The organism is Hyphomonas sp. (genome assembly GCF_022844445.1).
Lineage (GTDB): Bacteria > Pseudomonadota > Alphaproteobacteria > Caulobacterales > Hyphomonadaceae > Hyphomonas.
Genome location: NZ_JALHLS010000003.1, coordinates 1 through 23,173 on the forward strand (window position 1 = coordinate 1; position 23,173 = coordinate 23,173).

Genomic DNA, 23,173 nt, shown 5'->3' on the forward strand with positions numbered 1-23,173 from the left:
AAGCTGCCGCTCTTGTTGGGACGGGTTCAGGCGTCGGCTCCTGTCGATGGCGGTTTGGCGGAGCCGGTTGATTGATCAAGGCACTGGTTGGGTGGTTGCGAGCGCTTTTCGGGCGACGTGAGCAGCAGAGTGGGGGAGAGGTTGTCTTGAGGCGGATACCGCACCTGATCGATTTCGAGACGCCATCTGACGAAGCGATCTGCCTCCACGAGGCTGGTCATGCCTGCGCTGCCCTGGTGGTTGGCCTTATTCCCGAATTCATCGAGTTCGTTGACGATGATGGTTCGCAGGGACGCGCGCGCAATCGCATGCCCGTGGGCGATCCCCAGCAGCGACGCTTGGTGGCCTGTGCCGCCTATGCTGTCGAGTACAATCTATTCATGGCACGGCGTCTGACGAACGCCGCGGGCGTTGTGATTGATGAGAGGACCTTCATCCATCTGGCCATCGGCAATAACGCCGCGCTCGATAAGATCAAATTCTTTGGCGAGGATCGCGAGGGGGCCGACAAGACCTGGCCGGCGGATGACGATCGGGCCTTCATGACGGCTGGCCAGCAGCTCGCCGGAAGTCTCCCGATGGGTCTTGTGATCGATCTGGCGGAATCGATGCTGAATGAGCGTCGCGTGGAACGCGCGAGACTCCTGGAGATCGCGGCGCCGTTCCTGAAATAGCCGAGCGTGCGGCTAGCATCCCAGTAGTCGCGGGCAGTCCTCCGTTTTCGAGCAGCCTTAAGCCGCCTCCTTGAAAAGTGTCAGAAAACCGTATATGTTTCTGACAGGAGAACGGCTATGCAACGCTTGACCGAAGAGATTCTAGCGCACGCGAAAGGGCTGCCTGAGGGTACGCCGGTCGCGGCTAAAAGCTTGCTCCACCTCGGCAGCCGCGCCGCGGTGGACCAGACTTTGTCGCGCCTCACCGAGAGAGGCCAACTGATCCGGGCCGGACGCGGCGTCTATCTCCTCCCGATTACGAGCCGGTTCGGCACGCGATCTCCCTCCGTGGAACAGGCCGTCGAGGCTCTGGCCAACCAGCGGGGAGAGACGATCGTCCCGAGCGGCGCCGCTGCGGCCAACACGTTGGGCCTCACGACCCAGGTGCCGATCCGGTCGGTCTATCTGACTTCCGGGCGCACCCGGAAGATGAACCTCGGCAAGCAGGTCGTCGAGCTTCGCCACGCGCCGCGTTGGCAACTCGCCATGGCGCATCGACCCGCTGGCGAGGCGGTACGGGCGCTGGCGTGGCTTGGACCGGAGAAGGCGGAGGCCGCGCTCCAGACCTTGAAGCGGAAACTCCCCCCAGGCGCTTTCAGCGAACTGGTCGCGGTCGCGCCGCAGCTTCCGACCTGGCTCGCCCGCAGCGTAGGAAAAGCCGCGCATGGCTGATCCTTTTCTCCACCTTCCGGTCAACGATCGCCGCGACGCGCTCGGCGTCGCGGCCGACCGATCGGGTCGGCCGGCGCACCTCCTGGAAAAGGACGTATGGGTGGTTTGGGCGCTCGCCACCCTTTACGGCTCGGCGCTCGGCGAACATCTCGTGTTCAAGGGCGGCACGTCGCTGTCCAAGGCCTATCAGGTCATCCGGCGCTTCTCGGAGGACGTCGATCTGACCTACGACATCCGAGCGATTGCCCCAGATCTGGTCGGCGAGAATGGCGAAGCGCTGCCGAAAACCCGCAGCGAGGAAAAGCGCTGGTCCAGTGAGGTGCGCAAGCGCCTGCCCGAGTGGGTCGAAGGAAGTGTTCAGCCGATCATAGCGGCGGCGCTCGCGGCTGAAGGTTTGACGGCCGCGATCCGCGTCGAAGGCGAGAAGCTGTTCATCGATTATGAGGCCGTGACGGCCGGCTCAGGCTATGTGGCGCCGAGCGTGATGCTCGAATTCGGCGCACGATCGACGGGCGAGCCCGCTAGCCCGCGCGACATCGCCTGCGATGCGTCTGGCCTGATCGAGGGCGTGACCTTTCCCACGGCGCGTCCCCGCGTCATGCACGCGGAGCGAACCTTCTGGGAGAAGGCGACCGCCATCCATGTCTTCTGCCTGCAGGAGCGGCTGCGCGGGGATCGCTATGCTCGTCACTGGCATGATGTTGCACGGCTGGACGAAGCCGGTTTCGCGGCGTCCGCCTTCTCCGATCGCGAGCTGGCGAACGCAGTAGCGCGCCACAAGGCGATGTTCTTCGCCGAGAAAGCGTCCGATCGCACGCCCATTAATTACGCGGCGGCTGTCAACGGCGGTCTGCGGCTCGTGCCCGCCGGCGTCGGTCTGAAGGCGCTGGAAGAGGACTACGCCAGTATGGTCGACGATGGGCTTCTCCTGGAAGACGCCGAGCCTTTCGACACGCTGATGGCGCGGTGCGCCGACATCACCACGCGTGCGAACAATGCGGCTGCAAAAGAAATGACTTAGGGGTCGTGTTTGTGGAATTGAGCGGAGGCGCAGAGATCACCGAGTGATCAAACTGCACAGCGCGATGGCAAGGGGGGAATGCGTGGGACTGTACGAGAGATGGTGCGACGCCACCAAAGAAAAGGACAAGCGGAGGCATTACTGGACCTATGTCGAGAAGGATGAGGGCCGCGATGAGATTCGCGATGACCTCGCCGAGACTGTCCGCTCGCACTACGATCGACTTGAACGCATCGCCGAAGACGTCGAGCGGCTCGGATACAAAGTCGCCGCCAGTATCCTCAGCGAGGCGATGCCCCAAACTCCGAAAGGCCGTTCCGGCGATCTCGGCGAAATTCTCGCGACCGAGCTGGTCGAGGAAGAGATCGGCCTGCGCGTCCCGGTGCGCCGCCTCCGCTACAAGGACGGCCGCAACATGGCCATGCGCGGCGACGACTTCATCGGCGCCGGATACGATGGGGCTGGCGAGAAGCTTTGGCTCCTGAAAGGCGAAGCCAAGAGCAATAAGGTGCTCGGCAAAGCCACGGTCACGAGCGCGCGTAAGGTGCTCAACCGCGACAACGGCCGCTGCACGCCCGACTCCCTGCTGTTCGTCGCCAACCGCCTGCTGGAGAGCAACGACACGGACGACAACGCGCTGGGCCGCAGCCTCCGTGACGAGGTAGGCCTGAAGTCCCTTCGCGCCGATCGCATCGACCACATGCTCTTCACCGTATCGGGCAACGGTCCCCACGCCTCGCTGAAGGGTGATCTCGACGCCACAGGAACCAACCGGGACCAATACGTCGTGAACATCCACGTCGAAGATCACCAGGACTTCATCGCGGCCACGTATCAGGAGGCGGAAGACCTTGGAGACGATTGACGAGCTAACGGTATTCTTGGCGACCGCGACCGCCGACGGCATCCTTGGGCGCCTGCTCTATCGTGGTGCCGCCTGGTCGCTGATGCGCGAGGAAGGCGTGTTGCCGTCGAATGCACCGCCCCTCGGCGCGACGATCGAAACCGATCTTGCCGAACACGGCTTCGCCCTACTTCGAGGCGCGATGGCCCTGCGTGCCCTGGCTAGCGCTTCGGAGCTGACCAGCAAGGCGTTCGAGCGCGCGGCCAATGCGTTCGAAGCCCTGGTGCGCAACGGCGACCCGGAGGCACCGGATCGCGGCTTCCGTCGCATGATCGCCGCCGCCGCCTACCATCTGGCCGGCTTTTCGGCGGTTGCCTATTCGCTCTTCAACGAGACGGCAGACGACCTCAACGCCTCGCCGGGTGAAACAGCGATCCGACACCTCATCCTGCGCGATCTCGGGCAACTACGTGGCTTCGTTCGCGAATGGCTGGACGACGATGTCCATGGCGATGAGCAGATCGCCGAGGCGCTACGAGGGGAAGAGCCTGATATCGACGAGGTGCTGTCGACTATCCTCAACACGACGATTTGCCGAGCGCTGGCGTATTTTGACTTCGCGCTCGAGACAGGTGAACCCGAGCCGATCGAGACCGCACGGACGCTGCTCGCCACGGCGGTCAGTCTGGCGGACAATGCGGAGAATGTGCCGCTGTGGTGGATTTCGAACCTCTGCCGCCACCTGATCGACGACCTCTGGCAGCATTCGCTGCATCAGACCCTGCCGACCGAGCCGCCTGAGGGGACAGAAGAGAAATACCCCGATCTGCGGCGCCTGTTCATCTCGTCGCTCTATGCCCGCAAGACCTCCGAGGTGGAGCTATGGCCATCGCAGCGCGAAGCGGCCCGGCGTTCCACCGATGTTACCGACGATCTGGTCGTGGCCTTGCCTACCAGCGCCGGTAAGACGCGGGTGGCTGAGATCGCCGCATTGATGACCCTGTCATCGGCGCGCCGGGTGTTGATCGTCACGCCATTGCGCGCCTTGTCCGCCCAGACCGAGCGATCCTTCAGAAAGACTTTCGCGCCGCTCGGTTTCAGCGTCTCCTCGCTTTATGGCGCCAGCGGCCTTTCGGCTGGCGATGAAGACGCTTTGCGCACCCGCGAGATCATCATCGCGACGCCCGAGAAGCTCGACTTCGCGTTGAGAAGCGACTCGTCGGTGATTGATGATGTCGGCCTGATCGTCCTCGACGAAGGCCACATGATCGGCCCGAGCGAGCGCGAAATCCGCTACGAGACGTTGGTGCAGCGTCTGCTTCGGCGCGCGGATGCGGACGAACGCAGGATTGTCTGTCTCTCCGCAATCCTGCCCAGCGGCGACGAGTTGGACGATCTCACCGCATGGATTCGCTCGGACGAACCGGGCGAGCCGGTGCGTTCCGACTGGCGCCCCACGCGACAGCGGTTCGGCGCACTCACCTGGCGGGGTAAGGACGGGCTGCTCCGGCTCGACCTCGACGATGATGGTCCCTTTCTTGACAAGTTCGTTGTCGAGAAAGCGGCGCTCGGGAAAGAGAAGAAGCCCTATCCGCGCAAGAACTCGCACCTCGCCTTGTTCGCGGCGTGGGAGTTCGCAAGCCAGGGCAAGCGGACCCTCATCTTCTCTACCCAGGCCAATTGGGTCGAGAGCTACGGCAAACAAGTCGTGGACCTCTGCAAGCGTGGCTATCTGGACTCGCTGCTGGAAGACGAAGCGTCGATCGCGCGTGCCTTGGAGGTGGGCAAGGAATGGTTGGGCGAGGACCATCCCGCCGTCGCCTGCTTGAAAGCAGGCGTCGCCATCCATCATGGCCGGCTGCCGAGCCCGTTCCTGCGTGAGCTGGAAGCCCTCCTGTCCGAGGGGGTCCTAAAAGTCATCGTCGCGTCGCCGACCTTGTCGCAAGGCCTCAACCTCAACGCCGCCGTCTTGTTGGTGCCAGCGTTGTATCGGGCGTCCGAGAAGATCAAAGGCGAGGAGTTCGCGAACGTCGCTGGCCGCGCCGGGCGCGCCTTTGTGGACGTCGAAGGTCTCATCGTCCACGTCATGTTCGATAAGATCGATTGGCGAAAGAGGGAATGGCGAAAGCTGGTTGCCTCCGCCAAAGCCCGCACACTGAAAAGCGGCCTCATCCAGATCGTCGCCGAGATCCTTGAACGCCTATCCCGCGAAGGTGTCCTAGATCGCGATGATGCGTGGGAATATCTCGCCAATTCCCGCGAAGCTTGGAGATCGCCCGAGGAGGAGGCCGCAGTCGCCGAGCGCTTGGCTGCCGGCGCGGAATACGACGCTGATAGCGACGACGATGAAGAGGGCGGCGATGATGATGAGGAGACCATCGACGAGGAGCCGCTTTCGCAAATCGTTGAACGCCTCGATGCGACCGTATTCGGTCTGATTGAAGCGCTCGATGCTGACCGCGCCGACCTGCCGCAGCTCTTGGACGAGGCGCTCAAAGGATCGCTCTGGGCCCGCCAAATCGCCCGCGAAGGCGAGGACGTCGGACCGCTGCACAAGAAGGTGTTCGAGGCACGCGCCGATCTCATTTGGAAGACTACGACGGCCCAGGCGCGGCGCGGACATTTCGCGATGGGCGTTGGGCTTGAGGCTGGCCTCACGATAGACGCCATGGCCGACGAACTGGCCGAACTCCTCGACCAGGCTGATGAGGCGGCGCTGAGCGGCGACGTGGACGTACTTGCCGACACCCTCGGCGGTCTCGGGGAGCGCCTACTATTTATGCGGCCCTTCATCCCCGACAAGGCCAACTCGCTGCCGGCGAATTGGAAGGCGATTCTGCGCAGTTGGATATCAGGCGAGGATGTCGCGAAGATCGGTCCGCAAAACATGCGGGCCGTCGAAGAGGCCTTCACCTATCGCCTGGTCTGGGCGCTGGAAGCTGTCCGTACCCGTCGCATGTCCCTTGGTTGGTCACCGGAGACGGTGGCGGGCGGCGCCGCAGCGGCGGTCGAAACCGGCGTCCCGCAATTCATGATGTCCATGCTGATACGCGCGGGCCTTCCTTCGCGACGGGCGGCTATGGCGGCGATCGAGGATGCCAAGCCTGTCTTCGTCACGCCCGCCGAGATGCGCGCCTGGCTCGAATCCGACGAGATCACGGCCTACACGGACGCCAGCGACTGGCCTACACCCGACACTGCGGCGCTATGGGCTCGCTTCCGTACCGAAGCTCTCAGCGGCGGTATCCAGAAATGGTCGGTCGAACACTACAAGCGCCTGCTCGACATCGCCGTCGCCCCGCCTGCCGGACTCTACCGGATCGTCACCGACGAGGGTGACGGGCGGACTTGGCTGGCGACGCCGGACTATCAGCGGGTCGCCGCATTCAAGAAGCCAGCCGTCGATCCCAAGCCCAGCCTCTTCTCGGGACGATTGTCGGGTAATACGAGGCTAGTGGAAGCCCTGCGCGTCGGCCGCGGGAAACTGCGCTGGCCGCAGGCCGATGCGTAAAGGGGACAGGCCGTGGCTCCGCATGAAGATGTCGAACCTTTCGCGGCGCTTATGACGCGCTGTGCCGACATAGCTGAGCGCGCCAATAGCGCCTGTAAATAACGAAAGAAAAATGGGAGGGGGAAGTGTGGATATTGTACAGATAAAGATCAGAAACATCGCCGACTCCTTGAAGATGGACGTGCGGTGGGGCAACGGTAGCGCATTGCTAGAGAACGTGAATTACCGAACAATGATGACGGGGGGCGGCAATGCGGGCGTTTGAATTCGATCACCGCCTCGTCGATTCTTACGCCAGGTTTTCGCGGTCTTTCAGTACCATTCGATCTGATGACCTCAAGTCTGAGGTTGATCGCCAGTACGATGCCGGGCGTTTCTGGCCGGATGCTATGCTGTCTCTCAACCCGAAGTTTCTTGGGGGTCCAACCGTCGATGACCTGGTCAACTCGGGCGATCTTGATGAAGCGACGGGCAGAATATTCCGGTTCGGGTCAGAGCCCCTGCGGTTCCATCGCCATCAAGCCCAGTCCATCGCCAAGGCGCAGGCGGGTCAGAGTTACGTGGTTACGACGGGGACAGGCTCGGGCAAGTCGCTTTGCTTTTTCGTACCCGTAGTCGACGCGATCGTTCGCGCCCGCAAGGCCGGGAGGCCGCGCAGAACCAGTGCCATCTTCGTTTATCCGATGAATGCACTGGCCAACAGCCAGATCAATGAGATCGAGAAATTCATCGCACAGTCGGGCCTGCCGACCGAGCTTAAGCCGGTTGTGCGTCGCTACACCGGCCAGGAAAGCCAGGAAGATCGGCAACGAATTGCAGACGCCCCGCCGGACATTCTGCTGACTAACTTCATGATGGCCGAACTTCTGCTGACGCGGCAGGACCAGCTCGATACCAAGGTTATAGAGAATGCGAACGGACTGAATTTTATCGTTCTTGACGAACTGCACACCTATCGCGGCCGCCAGGGCGCCGATGTCGCGATCCTCGTTCGTCGTCTTCGCGACCGATGCACGCCAGACAAGGCACCTATCTGCATTGGAACCTCGGCCACCATGGCGAGCGAAGGATCCGATATCAATCGCGCTGAGGCCGTGGCGAATGTTGCGTCGCGCCTTTTCGGGACCCCTATCGGGCCGGAATCCGTCATCGACGAATCGCTTCGACGGGCGACGGATGATCGGCTGAAGCTCGACGATGTGCGGCGGAAGCTTGCGCCTGTCCTGACATCCGTACTTCCAGCGGAGCTGACAGATGAGGTTCTGAAAGAACACCCGCTGGCGGTATGGACCGAACTGGCGATTGGCCTGGACGACGCACAGGAGCTCAAGCGCAAGAAGCCGATCCCTTTTGAAAAGGCCGTAGCGCTGCTTTCAAAAGATAGTGGCGTCGGCGTCGAAACCTGCCGAAGCGGGCTCGAGGCATTCCTGACGCGCGTCAGCCTCCCGGAAACTGAGCGTGGCGGCTTGGGAACCGGCGCATTCCTGGCGTTCAAGCTCCATCGATTCATCTCGGGCGCTGGCGAGATTTTCACTACACTGACTGGCCAACCCAGGAATGTGTTGTTCGAAGGTCAACTCGAAGATCCAAGTGCCCCGGGCCACCGCCTCTATCCCACCCGCTTCTGTCGGGAATGCGGACATGAGGTCCACGTCATTACGAAGACCGAGGATGCCAAAGGCATCCTGTTTCTGCCCAGGGGCATCGATGATGCGCCGCTCGACGATCAAGAGGGAGAAACGGCGGGCTACCTGACCACTACGGGCGACGGCGATCCTGAGTACGTCTTTACAGGCGAGATCGAAGCGTACCCCGAGGACTGGCGCGAGGAGCGCAACGGCATCGAGCGACTCCGAGCGAACAGGAAACGCAGGATGCCCCAGATGATCACGGTGGCCCCGGATGGGCGCTGCGATTCGGCGGGTAAAAGCTTTTGGTTCATACCGGGCAAGTTTGGTTTCTGCCCGTGCTGTCTCGACCAGCCGCATCCCAACATGCGCGAACGCACCAAGCTCACCGGGTTGTCGGGTGAGGGCCGCAGCTCGGCAACGACGCTCCTCGTTTCGACCGCCCTGGAATGGATGAACGGGAACAACAGCGGCGTTCCCAAAGAGAAACGCAAACTCCTAGGTTTCACGGACAACCGGCAGGACGCCGCCCTCCAGGCTGGCCACTTCAACGACTATTTGTTCGTCAGCCTACTGCGTGGCGCGATCCTGCGAGCGGTGCTGGACGCTGGCGACGATGGCCTAGCCGAGGACGAATTCGGTCTGCGGGTCGTGAAGGCGCTCGGATTTACGGCGGGCAATAAGGTCGCGCGGGTCCATTGGATGTTGGATCCCGAGGCGGGCGCTGTAGTTCGTGAGGACGCCCAGCGCTCTCTCGCGAAGGTTCTCGCCCATCGGCTCTGGACAGATCTGCGTCGGGGATGGCGTTACACCAACCCGAGCCTCTCCGTCCTCAAGCTCATCGACGTTGCGTTCGTTGGGCTCGATGACATCGCGGAAGATACAGAGCGCCTCACGGCTGTCTTGCCGGATTTTGGGACGCTCGATGCGCCCGTGCGCAAGGCGATGCTGAAGCTGCTCCTCGGCGCCATGCTCGACGGCTTGGCCGTTGGGACGGAGGCGCTCGATCTGACCGTCCTCGACGCCGTCGCCCAAAAGTCCCGAAATCTCCTGCGCGTCCCCTGGGCCATCGACGCGAAAGAGACGCCGAGAAGCCGCACGACCCTATTTCTGCAAGCTCCAGGCAAGGATCGGGTTGGCTTACGGGAAGAACAAACGATCGTCCGCGCTGGGCATAACTCCCGTATCGGACGTCTCATCAATCGAAAAAGCGTCATTGGGACCAAGCTCAGCAAGGCAGACTACCTGACAGTCATGACGGGCCTGATGGAACTTCTGGCTCGCGAGGGATTGGTGTCGCGCGTCGACATCGAGGCCGACCTGCAAGGTTGGCGTCTGTCACCGTCAGCGGTTCGGATCGTTCCTGGGGAAGCCATCAGGACAGGGGCGGCGCAGGGCAACCGCTATTTTCACGATCTCTACAATGAGATCGCTGCCCATCTGAAGGCGGGCCATAGCAGCTATTGGGGACTGGAAGGCCGCGAACATACAGCTCAAGTTTCCCAGAGACAGCGCGAATGGCGCGAGTGGCGCTTCCGATTTGAGAAGGAAGACCGGGAGAATCTCACGAAGAATGCCGCCGATCTCAAAGCGGTAGGTGAGTCGGAGCAGTTTCTGCCGGCCTTGTTCTGTTCGCCAACCATGGAGCTCGGCGTCGACATCTCGGCGCTAAATGCCGTCTATCTGAGAAACGTACCGCCGACACCGGCCAATTATGCCCAGCGCGCCGGCCGCGCGGGCCGCTCCGGGCAGGCCGCGGTCATTGTGACCTATTGCGCCGCTCAATCGCCGCACGACCAGTATTTCTTCGAGCGGCGCAATGAGATGGTGGCTGGTGTTGTTCGTCCCCCGGCGCTCGACATCACCAATGAAGAGCTCGTGCGCTCGCATCTGCATGCCGTCTGGCTTGCCGAAGCGAAGCTCGCTCTGTCTCCTGACATCCCCGACATCCTAGACTTGGCGAAGCCAGGCTCTCCGCTGAAGCAAGAGATCCACGACGTCATCGACCGGCCTGAGTTGATGGTTGGGGCGCATTTCCCGATGAAGCGCGTTCTCGATCAGATTCTCGGCTCGGTGGCTGGCCGGAAACCGGTCTGGATGAGTGAACCAGATGACTTCGTCTCCGCGGTCGCCCAGCGCGCGCCGCAGGAATTCGATCGCGCGTTCGGTCGCTGGCGGGAATTGTATAACTCAGCACGAACGCAGCTGATGGAGGCCAATGCTCGCTCCGAGATCACGGGCCTCTCGGGCGCGGACCGTCGTCGAATCAAGGCTGCGCAAATGCAGGCGAGCGACCAGATCACCATTCTGGAGCAGGGCAAGGCCACGAATGGATCGGACTTTTACTCTTACCGCTATCTCGCGACGGAGGGCTTCCTGCCGGGATATAATTTCCCGCGGCTGCCACTCTATGCCTTCATCCCTGGGGATGGAAAAACTGGCTCGTTCCTCCAGCGCGCCCGCTTCCTGGCTATCTCGGAGTTCGGGCCGCGCAGCCTGATCTATCACGAAGGCCGCGCTTACAGAGTCATGAAGGCGAAGCTGCCGCCGGAAGTCCGAACGGGGGACGGGTCGGAGCTCGCCACCCGAGACATCTTCATCTGCTCGAACTGCGGCGGCTGTCATGACGGCGAGGTCGAGCGCTGCCACGCCTGCGATGCCCCGATGGCGGGTGAGATGCCAGTGCAGAGGACGCTCCGGATCGACAACGTGGAAGCCGCGCCCACAGAGCGGATCACGGCAAATGACGAAGAGCGCGTCCGGCAGGGCTTCGAGATTCAGACCGTCTTCTCCTGGCCAAAGCGCGACGGCCGGGTCCAGATTACCGAGGCGGATTTTCGTTGTGAGGATACCTCGATCCTCAAGCTGCAATATGCCAACAGCGCCGAGATCAGTCGGATCAACAAAGGGCTGAAACGCCGGGCACAACAGACCAAGTTCGGTTTTTATATCGACCCACGTAGCGGCTACTGGTCGAAGTCCGAAGACGAAGATCCAGATATCGACGTGCCACCAGATGTTGTGAGGCCCGTTCGGATCGTCCCCATTGTCCGCGACCACAAGAACGCGCTTCTCTTCCGTTTCAACGAACCCACGGCCTATGCGCCAAAGACCATCCCGACGGTTCAGCATGCCCTTATGAGGGGGATTGCCGTCGTCTTCCAACTGGAAGAGGGCGAGATCCTTGGCGAGCCACTACCCGCTCGCGACAACCGCCGTGCTGTTCTGGCCTACGAAGCCGCAGAGGGTGGCGCAGGCGTGTTGAGCCGTCTAATCGAGGATCCGAAGGCCTTCGGCAAAGTCGCCCGAGAAGCACTGATCCTTATGCACTTTGAGAAGGTCGACGAAGCGATCGCAGCTGGCGATGCCAAGCTGCTCGCCAGTCACGACGGGGAGGCCTGTGTTCGCGGGTGCTATCGTTGCCTGCTCTCCTATTTCAACCAGCCTGATCACGAGCTGATCGACCGAACGAGCGATGAAGCAAAGCAGATGCTGATCGATCTGGCGCGAGGCGAGGTGGTGCTCGCGGCCTCGCCGGGCCAGTCGGCTGAGGGCGGTGGTGGATGGACAGGCGCCTTCAAGGAGACAGGGCTTCCGGCCCCCGACGCTTCCACTGTCAGCTTCTCTAATCAGGAGATGAGCTTCGTCTGGCGCAGTCATTTCGTCGCCGCTTGCGTCGCTCCTCTGACCGAGGCAACGCGCGAGGCGGCGGAAACCAAGGGCTGGACACTGTTCGAGCTGCCGGAGACGGTAGCAGCGGGCGTGCCCCACGCGATGATTTCGATGTTTGGGGGATGACATGATGACAGTGAATTTTGCCCCTGGAGATCTGGTCCGCGCCCGCGGGCGTGAATGGGTCGCGCAGCCGTCCCCTCAAGATGGCATTCTAGCTCTCCGCCCTCTCTCGGGCGGTGAGAACGACGCGGTTATCCTCGACCCGGCGCTTGAGATCCTCCCGGTTGAGCCTGCCCGATTTGATCTGCCTGCCGACGCCGCTACAACCGTTCAGGCGAAGGCTGCGCTCCTCGCGGATGCGATGCGTCTGACGCTGCGCCGTGGTGCAGGTCCTTTCCGGTCCGCCGCGCAACTCGCCTTTGAACCTCGGACCTACCAGCTTGTTCCCTTGTTGATGGCCCTTCGCCTGCCAGTGCCACGCCTGCTCATCGCGGACGACGTTGGTATCGGCAAGACGATCGAGGCTGGCTTGATCCTGCGCGAACTGATGGATCGCGGCGAGGTGGATGCGTTCTCAGTGCTCTGCCCTCCGCATCTCGTCGAACAGTGGGTCGGAGAGCTGAAGGTGCGCTTCGGGATCGAAGCTGTTGCGGTCACGTCGGGGACGGCGAGCAGGCTGGAACGCAGCCTGCCGCTCGCTCAGACCTTATTCAATGCATATCCTTTTACGGTTGTCAGCCTAGACTACATCAAGGCCGAGAAGCGCCGGGAAAACTTCGCACGCGCCTGCCCTGATTTCGTTATCGTCGATGAGGCGCATGCCTGTGTAGGCACGCACAAGGGTCGGCAGCAGCGCTTTGAGCTTCTTTCAGGGCTGGCCCGGAATCCGGATCGGCGGATGATCCTTGTGACCGCCACGCCGCATTCCGGGGATGAGGACGCTTTCGCGCGCCTTCTCTCTCTGGTCGAACCATCATTCACATCGATGAACTTTGAGGACGCTAGCTACCGGGAGCGTCTGGCGCGGCACTTCGTACAGCGGCGCCGGATCGATCTCGTCTCGGGGGATTGGGACGAAGATCGCGCCTTCGCGAAGCATGAGACAACGGAATTTCCCTACCGTCTTTCTCCAGCGCACCTCGAATTCCAGGAAACCGCGCTCGACTACTGCCTTGGCATCGTTTCCCGAGCAGTATCCGGACAGCGGGAACGACGCTTGGCCTTCTGGGGCACGCTGGCCCTGATGCGTTGCGTCGGCTCTTCGCCGGCGGCGGCTGTGAGCGCGCTGCGGAACCGAATGTCGAGCGAGAGCGATCGCCTCGAGCCGCAAATTTATGACGACGACAGCGACGACGAGGACGCGGTCGATATTGAACCGGGTACATCCTTCGACGTCGACCCGGAACTTCTTGCCCTGGTCAAGCGTGCCGAGGAAATGGTCAGCAAACCCGATCCCAAGCTGATCGCTTTGGTCGATGCTTTGACCCCCCTCATCAAGAAGGGCGCCAATCCCGTCGTCTTCTGTCGCTATCTGGCAACCGCCGAACATGTCCGCGATGGCCTGCGCAAGGCGTTCCCAAAGCTGATCGTCGAAGCCGTAACAGGTGTTCTTACGCCCGACGAACGCCGAGACCGCGTGGCGGACATGGCATCGGTGGATGAGGAAAAGCAGGTTCAGCGCATCCTCGTCGCCACCGACTGTCTTTCCGAAGGAATCAACCTGCAGCAGCTGTTCGATACGGTCGTCCATTATGACCTGTCGTGGAATCCGACCCGACATCAGCAACGCGAAGGACGGGTCGATCGTTTCGGCCAACCGGCAGAGCTTGTCCGATCGATGATGATGTTTTCGCCGGACAGCGCGATCGACGGCGCCGTGCTCGATGTCATCCTTCGCAAGGCCGAGGAGATCCGCAAGGCGACGGGCGTGACCGTTCCGCTTCCCGATGAACGGGGGCCGGTGACGGATGCGCTGATGGCGTCGATGATGCTGCGCCGTGGCGCACCCCGCCAACTCACGCTCGATCTGCGCCTCGCCGATGGTGTCGGGGTTATGGAAGCACGTTGGCGCGATGCCGCCGAGAACGAGAAGAAATCCCGCGCGCGTTTCGCCCAGAACGCAATGAAGCCGCAGGAGGTCGCTCCGGAATGGGAGAAGGTCCGTATGCTGCTCGGCTCTCCGGCGGATGCGAAGCTCTTCGTCGAACGGGCGATGGCGCGCTTTGGCGTTCCCCTTGAAACCCGGAAAACCATACTCCTGGCCCACGTCAATGCGCTTGAATCTGGCTTGCGTGAGCGTCTGGCCGAGCACAATCTGATTGGATCGGTGCGTCTGGCAACACTCGAGCCCGCGCCCTCGGGCTCGGCGCTGCTGACGAGGACACATCCCCTGACGGCCACGCTTGCCGAAGCACTGGTCGAGGCTTCGCTTGATCCCGATACCCTGTCAGGTCTCGGCATAGGCCGGGTCGGCGCCTGGCCGACCGCCGCCGTACAGCAATTGACTCGCGTTGTCCTGCTCCGTGTGCGCTTCAAGCTGACCGTCCATGCCCGCAAGGAGCGGTTGCTGCTGGCCGAGGAAGCAGCGCTCGTCGCGATCGAGGGCGGCCGGATCGTGGCGGCCAGCGAGGCCGCCCGGAAACTGCTGAACGCACCGGCGATGGCCGATTTGGCCCCCGTCGCACGCGACCGATTCATCGCGAAAGCGAAGGAGGATCTAGCCAGATTGCTGGAAGGACCGATCGCCGATTTCGTCCGATTGCGCGCGCAAGAACTCATGGCGGACCATGCACGGCTCCGCGCAGCGTCGGGGTCCGCAGCGCGTGTCACAGTGGAGGCGGTGCTCCCGCCGGACGTGATCGGCCTCTTCACGTTAATGCCGGGTGAGGCCTAAGCCATGGCCCGCAAGCCCATCACAGATGTGTCCGCCTGGCCCTCACTGACGCTCGAGGGCAACCTCGTCGCGCCGGCGATGGTCGCGAGCATCGATCGCAGACAAGCATCCGAGCAGACGGAGGAAGACTACCGGATCCGAAAGGGACTAACGATCCGAGAGGAGATCTCGACCGCCTTCCGCGTTGGCCAGTCCCATTTCGACGGGTTCGCAAAGTTTGAAAACCCCTCCGTCGAAGCGACTCGTCGCTTCGTGCGTGATTTCCTCAAAGAAACTTTGGGCTTCGACGATCTGGCTCCAACCGACGGAGTTGTCTCTTTCCTTGCCGGCGGCCGGGTTCCTATCGTCGTCGTACCGCCTTCCGACGAAAAGCTCGATAGGCGTAGCCCGACGCTCTCCAACGACCGTTCGCGCTCCGCGGCTTTCGCGCTTCAGGACTATCTCAACGACAGCGATCACGCGCTGTGGGGCTTGGTGACGAACGGGACAGTGATCCGCCTTATGCGCGACAATGCCTCGTTGACCCGGCCGGCATACGTTGAAGCCGACCTTGCCCAAATATTCACAAATGAGGACGCGGCCTCTTTCGCCGTTCTCTGGTCGTTGATCCATCGGACCCGGTTCGGCATCGCCGACACCGGTGTAACAGACTGCATCCTCGAACGCTGGCGTGAAGCTGGCTCACGTGAAGGCGAGGTGGTCCGCGACCGGCTGGCAGACCAGGTCGAAACTGCGCTCAAGGTTCTCGGCTCGGGCTTTCTCGAAGCTAATCCCGACCTCGCCGCCAGCTTGAAATCCGGCGAAGTCAATCTGACCGAATGGTTCAACGAGCTTCTGCGTCTCGTCTATCGTCTGATTTTCCTGATGGTAGCCGAGGACCGGAACCTGCTTCACCCAGAGGGTGCGAAGGCGATTGCCCGAAAGCTCTATGCTGAGGGCTACAGCCTCGCCGCGTTGCGCGCGCAATGCGCTCGGGCAGCCACCTGGGACAAACACCACGACCGATACGAGGGCGTCAAGGTCGTCTTCCATGCCCTTGCTCACGGCCAGGAGGCGCTCGGTCTGCCGGCCCTGGGCGGTCTTTTCAGCGCCGGTATATTGCCGCGTCTCGAAGGGGCTCGCCTGCGTAACCGCGCCTTCATGGAGGCACTCTACCGCCTTTCCTGGCTCTCCGACAAAACCGGGATCGTCCCGGTGAACTGGCGCGCGATGGAGACCGAGGAACTGGGCTCTGTCTATGAATCCCTGCTCGAGCTCCAGCCGCAACTAGGCGACGATGGCAAGACGCTGGTTTTCGCATCTGAAGCCGCAGAGCAGAAGGGCAACCAACGCAAGACAACTGGCTCTTACTACACTCCGGACAGCCTGGTGCAGCTCTTGCTCGATACCACGCTCGATCCGGTTCTGAATGAGCGGGAAGCTCAGGCTGCTGATCCCGCCGAGGCGCTATTGAAGCTCACCGTCGTCGACCCCGCCTGCGGTTCGGGACATTTCTTGCTCGCAGCGGCGCGGCGCATCGCCAGTCGTGTCGCCCGGCATCGCGCGGGGGGAATTCCTTCGGCAGCCGACTTCCGCCATGCGTTGCGCGAAGTTGCCTGCCGCTGTCTCTATGGCGTGGACCGCAATCCTATGGCGGTCGAACTGACTAAGGTAGCGCTTTGGATTGAAGCGCTGGAGCCGGGCCGTCCGCTCGCCTTCTTCGACGCGCAGATCCGCTGTGGCGATAGCCTGATCGGCGTCTTTAGCCGCGCGATGTTGAGGGAAGGATTGCCTGACGAGGCCTACAAGCCGCTGACCGGCGACGACAAGGAACTCTCTCGCCGGTACGCTCGCCTTAACAAGGAACAGCGAGATCGGGCGAAAGGTCATCCGCAGCTCTTCAAGAGCTGGTCGCCGCCTGAAATCCTGGCCGAGCGAGATCACAAGTTGAAGGAAATGGCGCAAGATGATCTGGCGAGCGTCGAGGCGAAGGCGCGAGATTTCGAGGACATGCGTGCCTCAGACGATTGGCGGCGTCTGAAGACAGCAAGCGATCTCTATATCTCGGCGAACTTCTACATGGCGGCGTTCTTCACGCCGAAAGCGGCCGGCGCCACGGGCACGGACGCCATGCCGCTCACCGAACACGTATGGCAGGCGGCGGGCGGCCAAGCGCCCGCCGAGCATTTGCGCCAAGGTGCAAAGCTGACTGCCGAGAAGGTGAACGCCTTTCACTGGTTCATCGAGTTTCCCGAGATCATGGAACGAGATGGCGGCTTCGATGTCGTCATCGGCAACCCGCCGTGGGAGCGCATTAAGCTCCAGGAGCAGGAGTTCTTTGCCGCGCGATCGCCGGCGATCGCGAGCGCGCCCAACAAGGCAGAGCGCCAGAAACTGATCGGCTTGCTGGAGAGCGCTGACCCCGACGTTGCGGATGGCCGACTTTGGAGAGACTTCGTCTTCGCCAAGCGCGCAGCGGAAGCAGCAAGCGAGTTTGCTCGCTCGTCTGGCCGCTATCCGCTCACCGGCCGAGGTGACGTCAATACCTATGCACTCTTCGCGGAGATGTTCTCGCGCCTGGTCGGGCCGCGTGGTCGGGCAGGCATCATTGTGCCAACTGCCATCGCGACGGACTCCACCACAGCTAGCTTTTTCGCCGCGCAGGTGGATGAACGCCGCTTGGTCAGTTTGCATGATTTCCAGACTGGTCGGGGCTTCTTCGACCGTATTGGTCACGCGCGCTTCAAATTTTCATTGGTAACATTGGCAGCGCCGGGTGCCGGCCCGGCCGCGATTTCCTTCAGCTTCTTCTCCCGTACAGCCGAAGACTTTGCCGATGAGAGGCGACATTTTAGTTTGTCGCCGACAGAAATCGCCGCGGTTAATCCAAATACCAAGACCGTGCCGGTCTTCCGGACCCGCACCGACGCGGAATTGACTGCAAAGATTTATCTTCGTGGCCCTGTGCTGATCGAAGCGCGGCCCACCGAGTCGGGAGGCGACATCAACCCTTGGGGCATTAATTTCCAAACTATGTTCCACATGTCCGGCGACTCAGGCTTCTTCCGCACGCCAGCACAGATGGAGTCCGAGGGCTGGCAACCCGACGGGGCGAACTGGATTCGGGAAACGCCTGCTGGCGTTGAGCGCCGGGTGCCGCTCTATGAAGCCAAGATGATCCATCACTTCGATCATCGCTGGGCCACCTATAGTCCGGATGCGAGCGAAGATGAGGAAGGCGCGCGCGATTGCACCGTTGTCGAGAAACAAGAATTAAATTTCGAGCCTTCGCCCCGCTATTGGGTGCCGGAGGAAGAAGTCGTCCTGCGTGCCGCCCGCGTTCCTGCGGCGCTGAAAAGTGCCGTTAAACAGGCGCGCGGCGAAGGCGGAAAGGGACGCCGCAAGGCAAGTTCTGATCTAGGGGAAAGCGCATATGCAGGTGTGCTCAAGGCGCTTGCCACTTGGATTGCCGGCGCCATTTATGCGATCGAGGAACGCCCCGCGCGGGAAACCGATCTGTTCCACCTCCTTGGCCGCGCGCATGATTGGCGCGGCACGCTGAAGGTGGCGCCAGAACGCTTCTTGCTCGATCCCAAGACAGTTGCGGGCGGCGCAGAGATGCAACGCGAAACGCCGCTGTCGGCGGATGATCTTGCTCGCCTCGGCGACGAGCCAAAAGATCCGCTGGTGCTTGCCGAGCGCCTTATCGCAGCTAAGCAGCCGCGCTGGCTCATGGGCTGGCGGGATATCACTAACGCCACGAACGAGCGGACGGTCGTTGGCGGAGTATTCCCGAAAGCCGGCGTCGGCAATAATCTACCCATTTGGTATCCTGGACCTCAAGTCGATGGAAAGCATGCAGCAGCTTTCGTTGGCATGCTTACTTCTCTGACGTTCGATTTTTCGGCCCGTCACAAGGTCGGTGGCACTCATCTCAACTTCTTCATCGCCCAACAACTTCCGGTCCTTCCTCCTTCCGCCTTCTCCCACGAGGATCTCGGGTTCATCACCCCGCGGGTGCTGGAGCTTACCTACACGAGTCACGCCATGAAACCTTGGGCGGAGGACTTGGGATATTCCGGTCAGCCCTTCGTGTGGAACGAGGATCGCCGCCCCCAAATACGCGCGGAACTCGACGCCTTCTTTGCTAAAAAATATGGTCTCACCGAGGAAGAGCTGCGTTATGTGCTCGACCCGGAGAAGGTCAAAGGCTCCGGCTACCCGTCAGAAACATTCAGGGGACTGAAGGAAAAGGAAACCCGCCAGTTTGGCGAATACCGCACCGAGCGTCTGGTGTTGGCGGCGTGGAAACGGACTGAGGCCGATCAGCTATCCGATGTGCTTCCAGCCTCCGTCGTATTGCCGCGTCTCGAGGACTTGGCAGATGGCGCCTGGGCTTGGCCGGCAACCGTGCAGCCGCGAGACCGTCTTCGCTACGCGGCGCAATACGCGCTCTGGCAGATGGATCAGGCGAACGATGGCGCCCGCGCCCGCTTCGTAATCGCCAGCCTTGCGGAACCGGCACTGCTCACGCCTCTGTTGTCGGCTAGCGACCGGAATCAGTGGATCAGGCTCGCCGGCCCCGACGCGCAGCCTGCACAAGGCGCAGTACGGCTGAGCCCAGCTATCAATGCAGCGTGGCGATCGATGTTCGAGACGCTGCTTACCTCGGGCCAATTGGAGGAACGCGCCGATGGAGCATGGGCACGGGGGCAGCATTTTAATTCGGCGGGGCTACAAGCCGTTTCCGCCGATGCTCAGCGCGCCGCCTTTGTAATTCGCGCAATTCGAAGCCTTGACGTCAGGAGCCTAACCGCGGCTGTTGCGCAGGAGGACAATGTGGTCTGGGCGAGGTTTGGGCATGGCGCAGCCTGAACTGTTTGCCCCAACGATGCACCCGCCGATGGCGCCGGAGGGCCGCGTCGGGCCTCGGCTTTGGTTTCGTCGGCTAGCCGTCTTCAAGGACCCACAGACCATCATCCGCGACGTGTCGTTGAAACCCGGCCTCAACATCATCTGGACGCCAGATATGTCGAGCAGCGGCAACCGCGCCTTGGCCCATGGCAGCGGCAAGACAACCTTCTGCCGTTTGCTTCGAGCTTGTCTGGGGGAGCCCGCCTATGCGACCGATCCCCAGCGATCACGGATCATGGCAAGGCTGCCGAACGGCGTGATAGCGGCGGAAGTTCTAATCGATGGCGCATGCTGGGTAATTGTCCGCCCGTTAGGATTTCTGGGCGGGGAGTTCGCCACTCGAGCAGAGTCAATAGAGGAGGCTATCGCGCGCGGCCGTCTCGACGGGGATCAAACATTCATTGACCCTGTCTTGATCGACACCTTTTTCCCGACGATCGCAGGAGTCACGCCGCCTGATGTCAGCCATGACCAAGTCTGGGATGTCCTTCGTGCTTGGTTGACGCGCGATCAGGAGTGCCGTCTTGCCGACATTCTGGCGTGGCGGTCATCACAGACGCAAACCCGTTCACGCGCACAAGTGCTGGGCGAAACAGCTAAGCTGACGATGGTGCGCCTCGCTTTGCGCGCTCTCGACGCGGAAGAGCGCGCGGCGGCCGGCCGCGAGCGAGACCTCGTGGCTGCTGTCGAGGATGAACGGCGACGCCAAGCTTATCAGCAGCAGCGGTATGCCGATGGTCTGAAAGCCGTGAGGCTAGCATTGGGCGTGGGCGATGAAGTTGGTTTCGACGATACCATTGACCAGAAAGGCTTGGTCTCGTTGGCAGAGAGGGCATTGGCGGACGCCATGCGAACCGATCTGCCGAAGCCGCCCGACGTCAGTTCGATCTTCGGGCGTCTGTATGCACTCAATGAGGAGCGCGGAGTATTCGTTGCGAAACAACAGCAGTTCGAAAACGAGGCGCGCTTCAAGCGAGACGAAGCCGGGCGTTACCGTTCCGAAGCGACCTTGGGCGAGATCGATATCACTCAGGGACGGATCCGGGTCTGCCCCGTCTGTAGAGTCAGCATAGATGAGGTTAAGGCGAAGGGGTGCGGCATTTCACTCGAAGCATGTGACCTGTCTGCGCTGAAGGTCGCAATTGCTGAGAAGCAGAAGAGGGCCGCCGAGCTGGACGCAGAGGCGAACGGTGCAGAACAGGCGGCCAAAGGCGTCGAAGCCCAGATTCAGCAGCTCGGTCCTCGGCGGCAAGCACTTGAGGCGGAGGCCAAAGCCGCTGACACTGCTAGCCGCGCCGCGCAGGTGGCTGCGAAGGAGGTCCAAGACCGCATCTATCGATCGAGGCGAATACTCGATGATGCGCGGTCGCTGCGCGCAGCCGAAGCAGCCGCTAAACCAACACCCCCGGGGACTGCGGCGCTGGAAGCAGTTCGCGCACAGTTGGAGTCGGGGCGCTCGCGGGCGCGGGCAGCCATCAGGACGCTTGAGGAGAGATACCAAGGGATCATGGCCGCCTGGCTCCCCGACGGAGTGGAAGGCACCATCAAGCTGGATGGCCACGGCCTGAAAGTTGATGCCGAATTCTCGGGACGAGGTGAGGTATCAACCGCCGCCTTGGACTCCCTCAAGATTGTGGCCTTCGACCTTGCCGCTTTGCACATGGCTATTGAGGAGAAAGCCGACCTGCCAGCCTTCCTCATTCACGACAGTCCGCGTGAGGCGGACTTGGATGGGCAGCTCTACGCCCGCCTCTTCAGCCTTGTGCATCAATGGGAGAAAGAGGTGGAAACACCATGCTTCCAGTACATCGTTACGACCACTACCGCTCCCCCGCCCGAGCTACAGGGCGACAATCATATAAGACTTCGAATGAGCTCGACGCCGGCGGAGATGCGTCTGTTTGGAATGGACATCTGATTCTCAAAGGAGGCGACCGAAACTATGACAATCGAATCGCCTCAATCGTTCGTTGTCCGCGAGGAGTGTCAGAAGGTCGCGTCGCAGAATGGCTTCCGTCGCGTTCTCGGGGAAGAAGCGGGTTGGGCGGCTTTCGGCTCGACCACCGCTAGGGGCTCAATTTTTGTTGCTGCTACAACACCGTCAGGGCCGTGGTTTCTCGCCCTCGACCATTTTGGTGTCATCCAAGAACTGGGTTTACCCGCCGCCGACGTTCCCGGTCCCGGCCACGCTCGTTATTGTTTCGAGGCTCTAGGAGCACTCTACGCGGTGCTGCGTCGCGTATATGAATTGAGTGTCAGCCTGCCTGATGCACCGCTACGGGAGTTTGAGCGTTGCGTCTCAGATCTGCCCCGAACAACCGAGGCCGAACGGCTTGTAGTGCAGAGGATCGGCCAGGACATATTTCGGGCGCGTCTGATGGATTACTGGCAGGGACGCTGCCCCCTTACTGGTATCTCCGATGCGGCCCTTCTGCGCGCCTCGCACATCGTCCCATGGGCGGACTGCGAAAGTGATGCCGAGCGGCTTGATGTGCACAACGGACTCCTTCTGTCGGCCCTATGGGATGCCGCCTTCGACCGCGCGCTTGTAACCTTCGACGACGAGGGCAAACCAGAACTCTCGCCAGCCCTGAGCGAACCTGCACGGAGCGAATTGCGCTGGTGCTCGCCGATCTCGCTTAACGACGAACATCGGCGGAGGCTGGCCCGTCATCGCGAGCGGTTGCAAGCGTCTGGGTAGCGGGTTGTTTCGAAGAGGCAGCGCGCGCGGCTCATGTGGCGGTGGGGCGGCCGTGACGGTACAGTTCACAGGTCGCCACTAACCCCGGCGTATCGGGCGGGGAATCGGCGGGGTCGATTTGAGTGGCCTTGCGCGGGCTTCCTGGCCGGGCTTGGCGATAGATGGCGGAAGGTGCTTCTCAGAGATCTGGTCAAAAAACCCAATGCTTTCAAGAGCGGCGTTTTCTGACGGTGTGCATGACGGTATAGAAGTCTGAGGAAATTATTTTAATGAATGAAATCAACGCGATGTGTCGATAGGAAATAACCGAGTGGGAATGAGCTTGCCTGGCGGGTGCGCGATGCAGGGAAGGGGGCGCGCTCGAAGGTTAAGCCCGCATGAATTCGGGCGGGCATGATCTGAGGCACAGCCGCCAGCATCTCGCTGGCAAGGTCGTGGTCGCATGCGCTTTGTGAGCGCATTGCCGGGGACGCAAATCAGTCCATAAGCGTCGATAAGTGGCTGCGCCACCTATAGAGACCCATCATTCGCATAATCAATATTATGGGAAATCGGTGATCGGGTAACCTGGCTGCGTCCGTATACGGTATGGGTTTCAGGCGCTGCGGCCCCCTCAGGGCGC

General features: G+C 61.7%; 10 protein-coding genes. All 10 read left to right on the plus strand.

What is annotated here, in order from left to right; genetic code table 11:
- The first annotated feature begins 71 nt into the window (after positions 1-71).
- The 10 genes from Q0C17_RS04770 to Q0C17_RS04815 all read left to right on the plus strand — a co-directional run bounded on the left by Q0C17_RS04770 (position 72) and on the right by Q0C17_RS04815 (position 22,551).
- Positions 72-674, plus strand: a complete 603-nt coding sequence (locus Q0C17_RS04770) for a hypothetical protein (RefSeq protein WP_291202134.1) — start codon at positions 72-74, stop codon at positions 672-674.
- A 117-nt stretch (positions 675-791) separates the two neighbouring features.
- Positions 792-1,385, plus strand: a complete 594-nt coding sequence (locus Q0C17_RS04775; protein WP_291202137.1) for a DUF6088 family protein — start codon at positions 792-794, stop codon at positions 1,383-1,385.
- Positions 1,378-2,406 carry a nucleotidyl transferase AbiEii/AbiGii toxin family protein gene (locus Q0C17_RS04780; protein WP_291202140.1) on the plus strand — a complete coding sequence of 343 codons (1,029 nt, stop codon included), beginning with the start codon at positions 1,378-1,380 and terminating at the stop codon, positions 2,404-2,406. The genes Q0C17_RS04775 and Q0C17_RS04780 overlap by 8 nt, the downstream gene beginning before the upstream one ends.
- Positions 2,407-2,488: 82 nt before the next feature.
- A complete protein-coding gene (locus tag Q0C17_RS04785; protein ID WP_366914765.1) occupies positions 2,489-3,271 on the plus strand; it encodes a DUF1837 domain-containing protein in 783 nt (260 codons plus the stop codon).
- On the plus strand, positions 3,258-6,761 hold the full coding sequence (locus Q0C17_RS04790) for a DEAD/DEAH box helicase (RefSeq protein ID WP_366914763.1): 3,504 nt from the start codon (positions 3,258-3,260) through the stop codon (positions 6,759-6,761). Before Q0C17_RS04785 ends, Q0C17_RS04790 begins: the two co-directional genes overlap by 14 nt.
- A gap of 251 nt (positions 6,762-7,012) precedes the next feature.
- A complete protein-coding gene (locus Q0C17_RS04795; RefSeq protein ID WP_291202148.1) occupies positions 7,013-12,187 on the plus strand; it encodes a DEAD/DEAH box helicase in 5,175 nt (1,724 codons plus the stop codon).
- 4 nt (positions 12,188-12,191) lie between these two features.
- The gene (locus Q0C17_RS04800; RefSeq protein ID WP_366914766.1) at positions 12,192-14,957 is read left to right on the plus strand and encodes a DEAD/DEAH box helicase; all 2,766 of its coding nucleotides are present in this window, start codon (positions 12,192-12,194) and stop codon (positions 14,955-14,957) included.
- Between the two features lie 3 nt (positions 14,958-14,960).
- Positions 14,961-19,811: an N-6 DNA methylase gene (locus tag Q0C17_RS04805; protein WP_291202154.1), complete on the plus strand. Its 4,851-nt coding sequence runs from the start codon at positions 14,961-14,963 to the stop codon at positions 19,809-19,811.
- Positions 19,798-21,768, plus strand: a complete 1,971-nt coding sequence (locus Q0C17_RS04810) for a DUF2326 domain-containing protein (RefSeq protein ID WP_291202157.1) — start codon at positions 19,798-19,800, stop codon at positions 21,766-21,768. Before Q0C17_RS04805 ends, Q0C17_RS04810 begins: the two co-directional genes overlap by 14 nt.
- A gap of 24 nt (positions 21,769-21,792) precedes the next feature.
- The gene (locus Q0C17_RS04815; protein WP_291202162.1) at positions 21,793-22,551 is read left to right on the plus strand and encodes an HNH endonuclease signature motif containing protein; all 759 of its coding nucleotides are present in this window, start codon (positions 21,793-21,795) and stop codon (positions 22,549-22,551) included.
- Positions 22,552-23,173 lie beyond the last annotated feature (622 nt).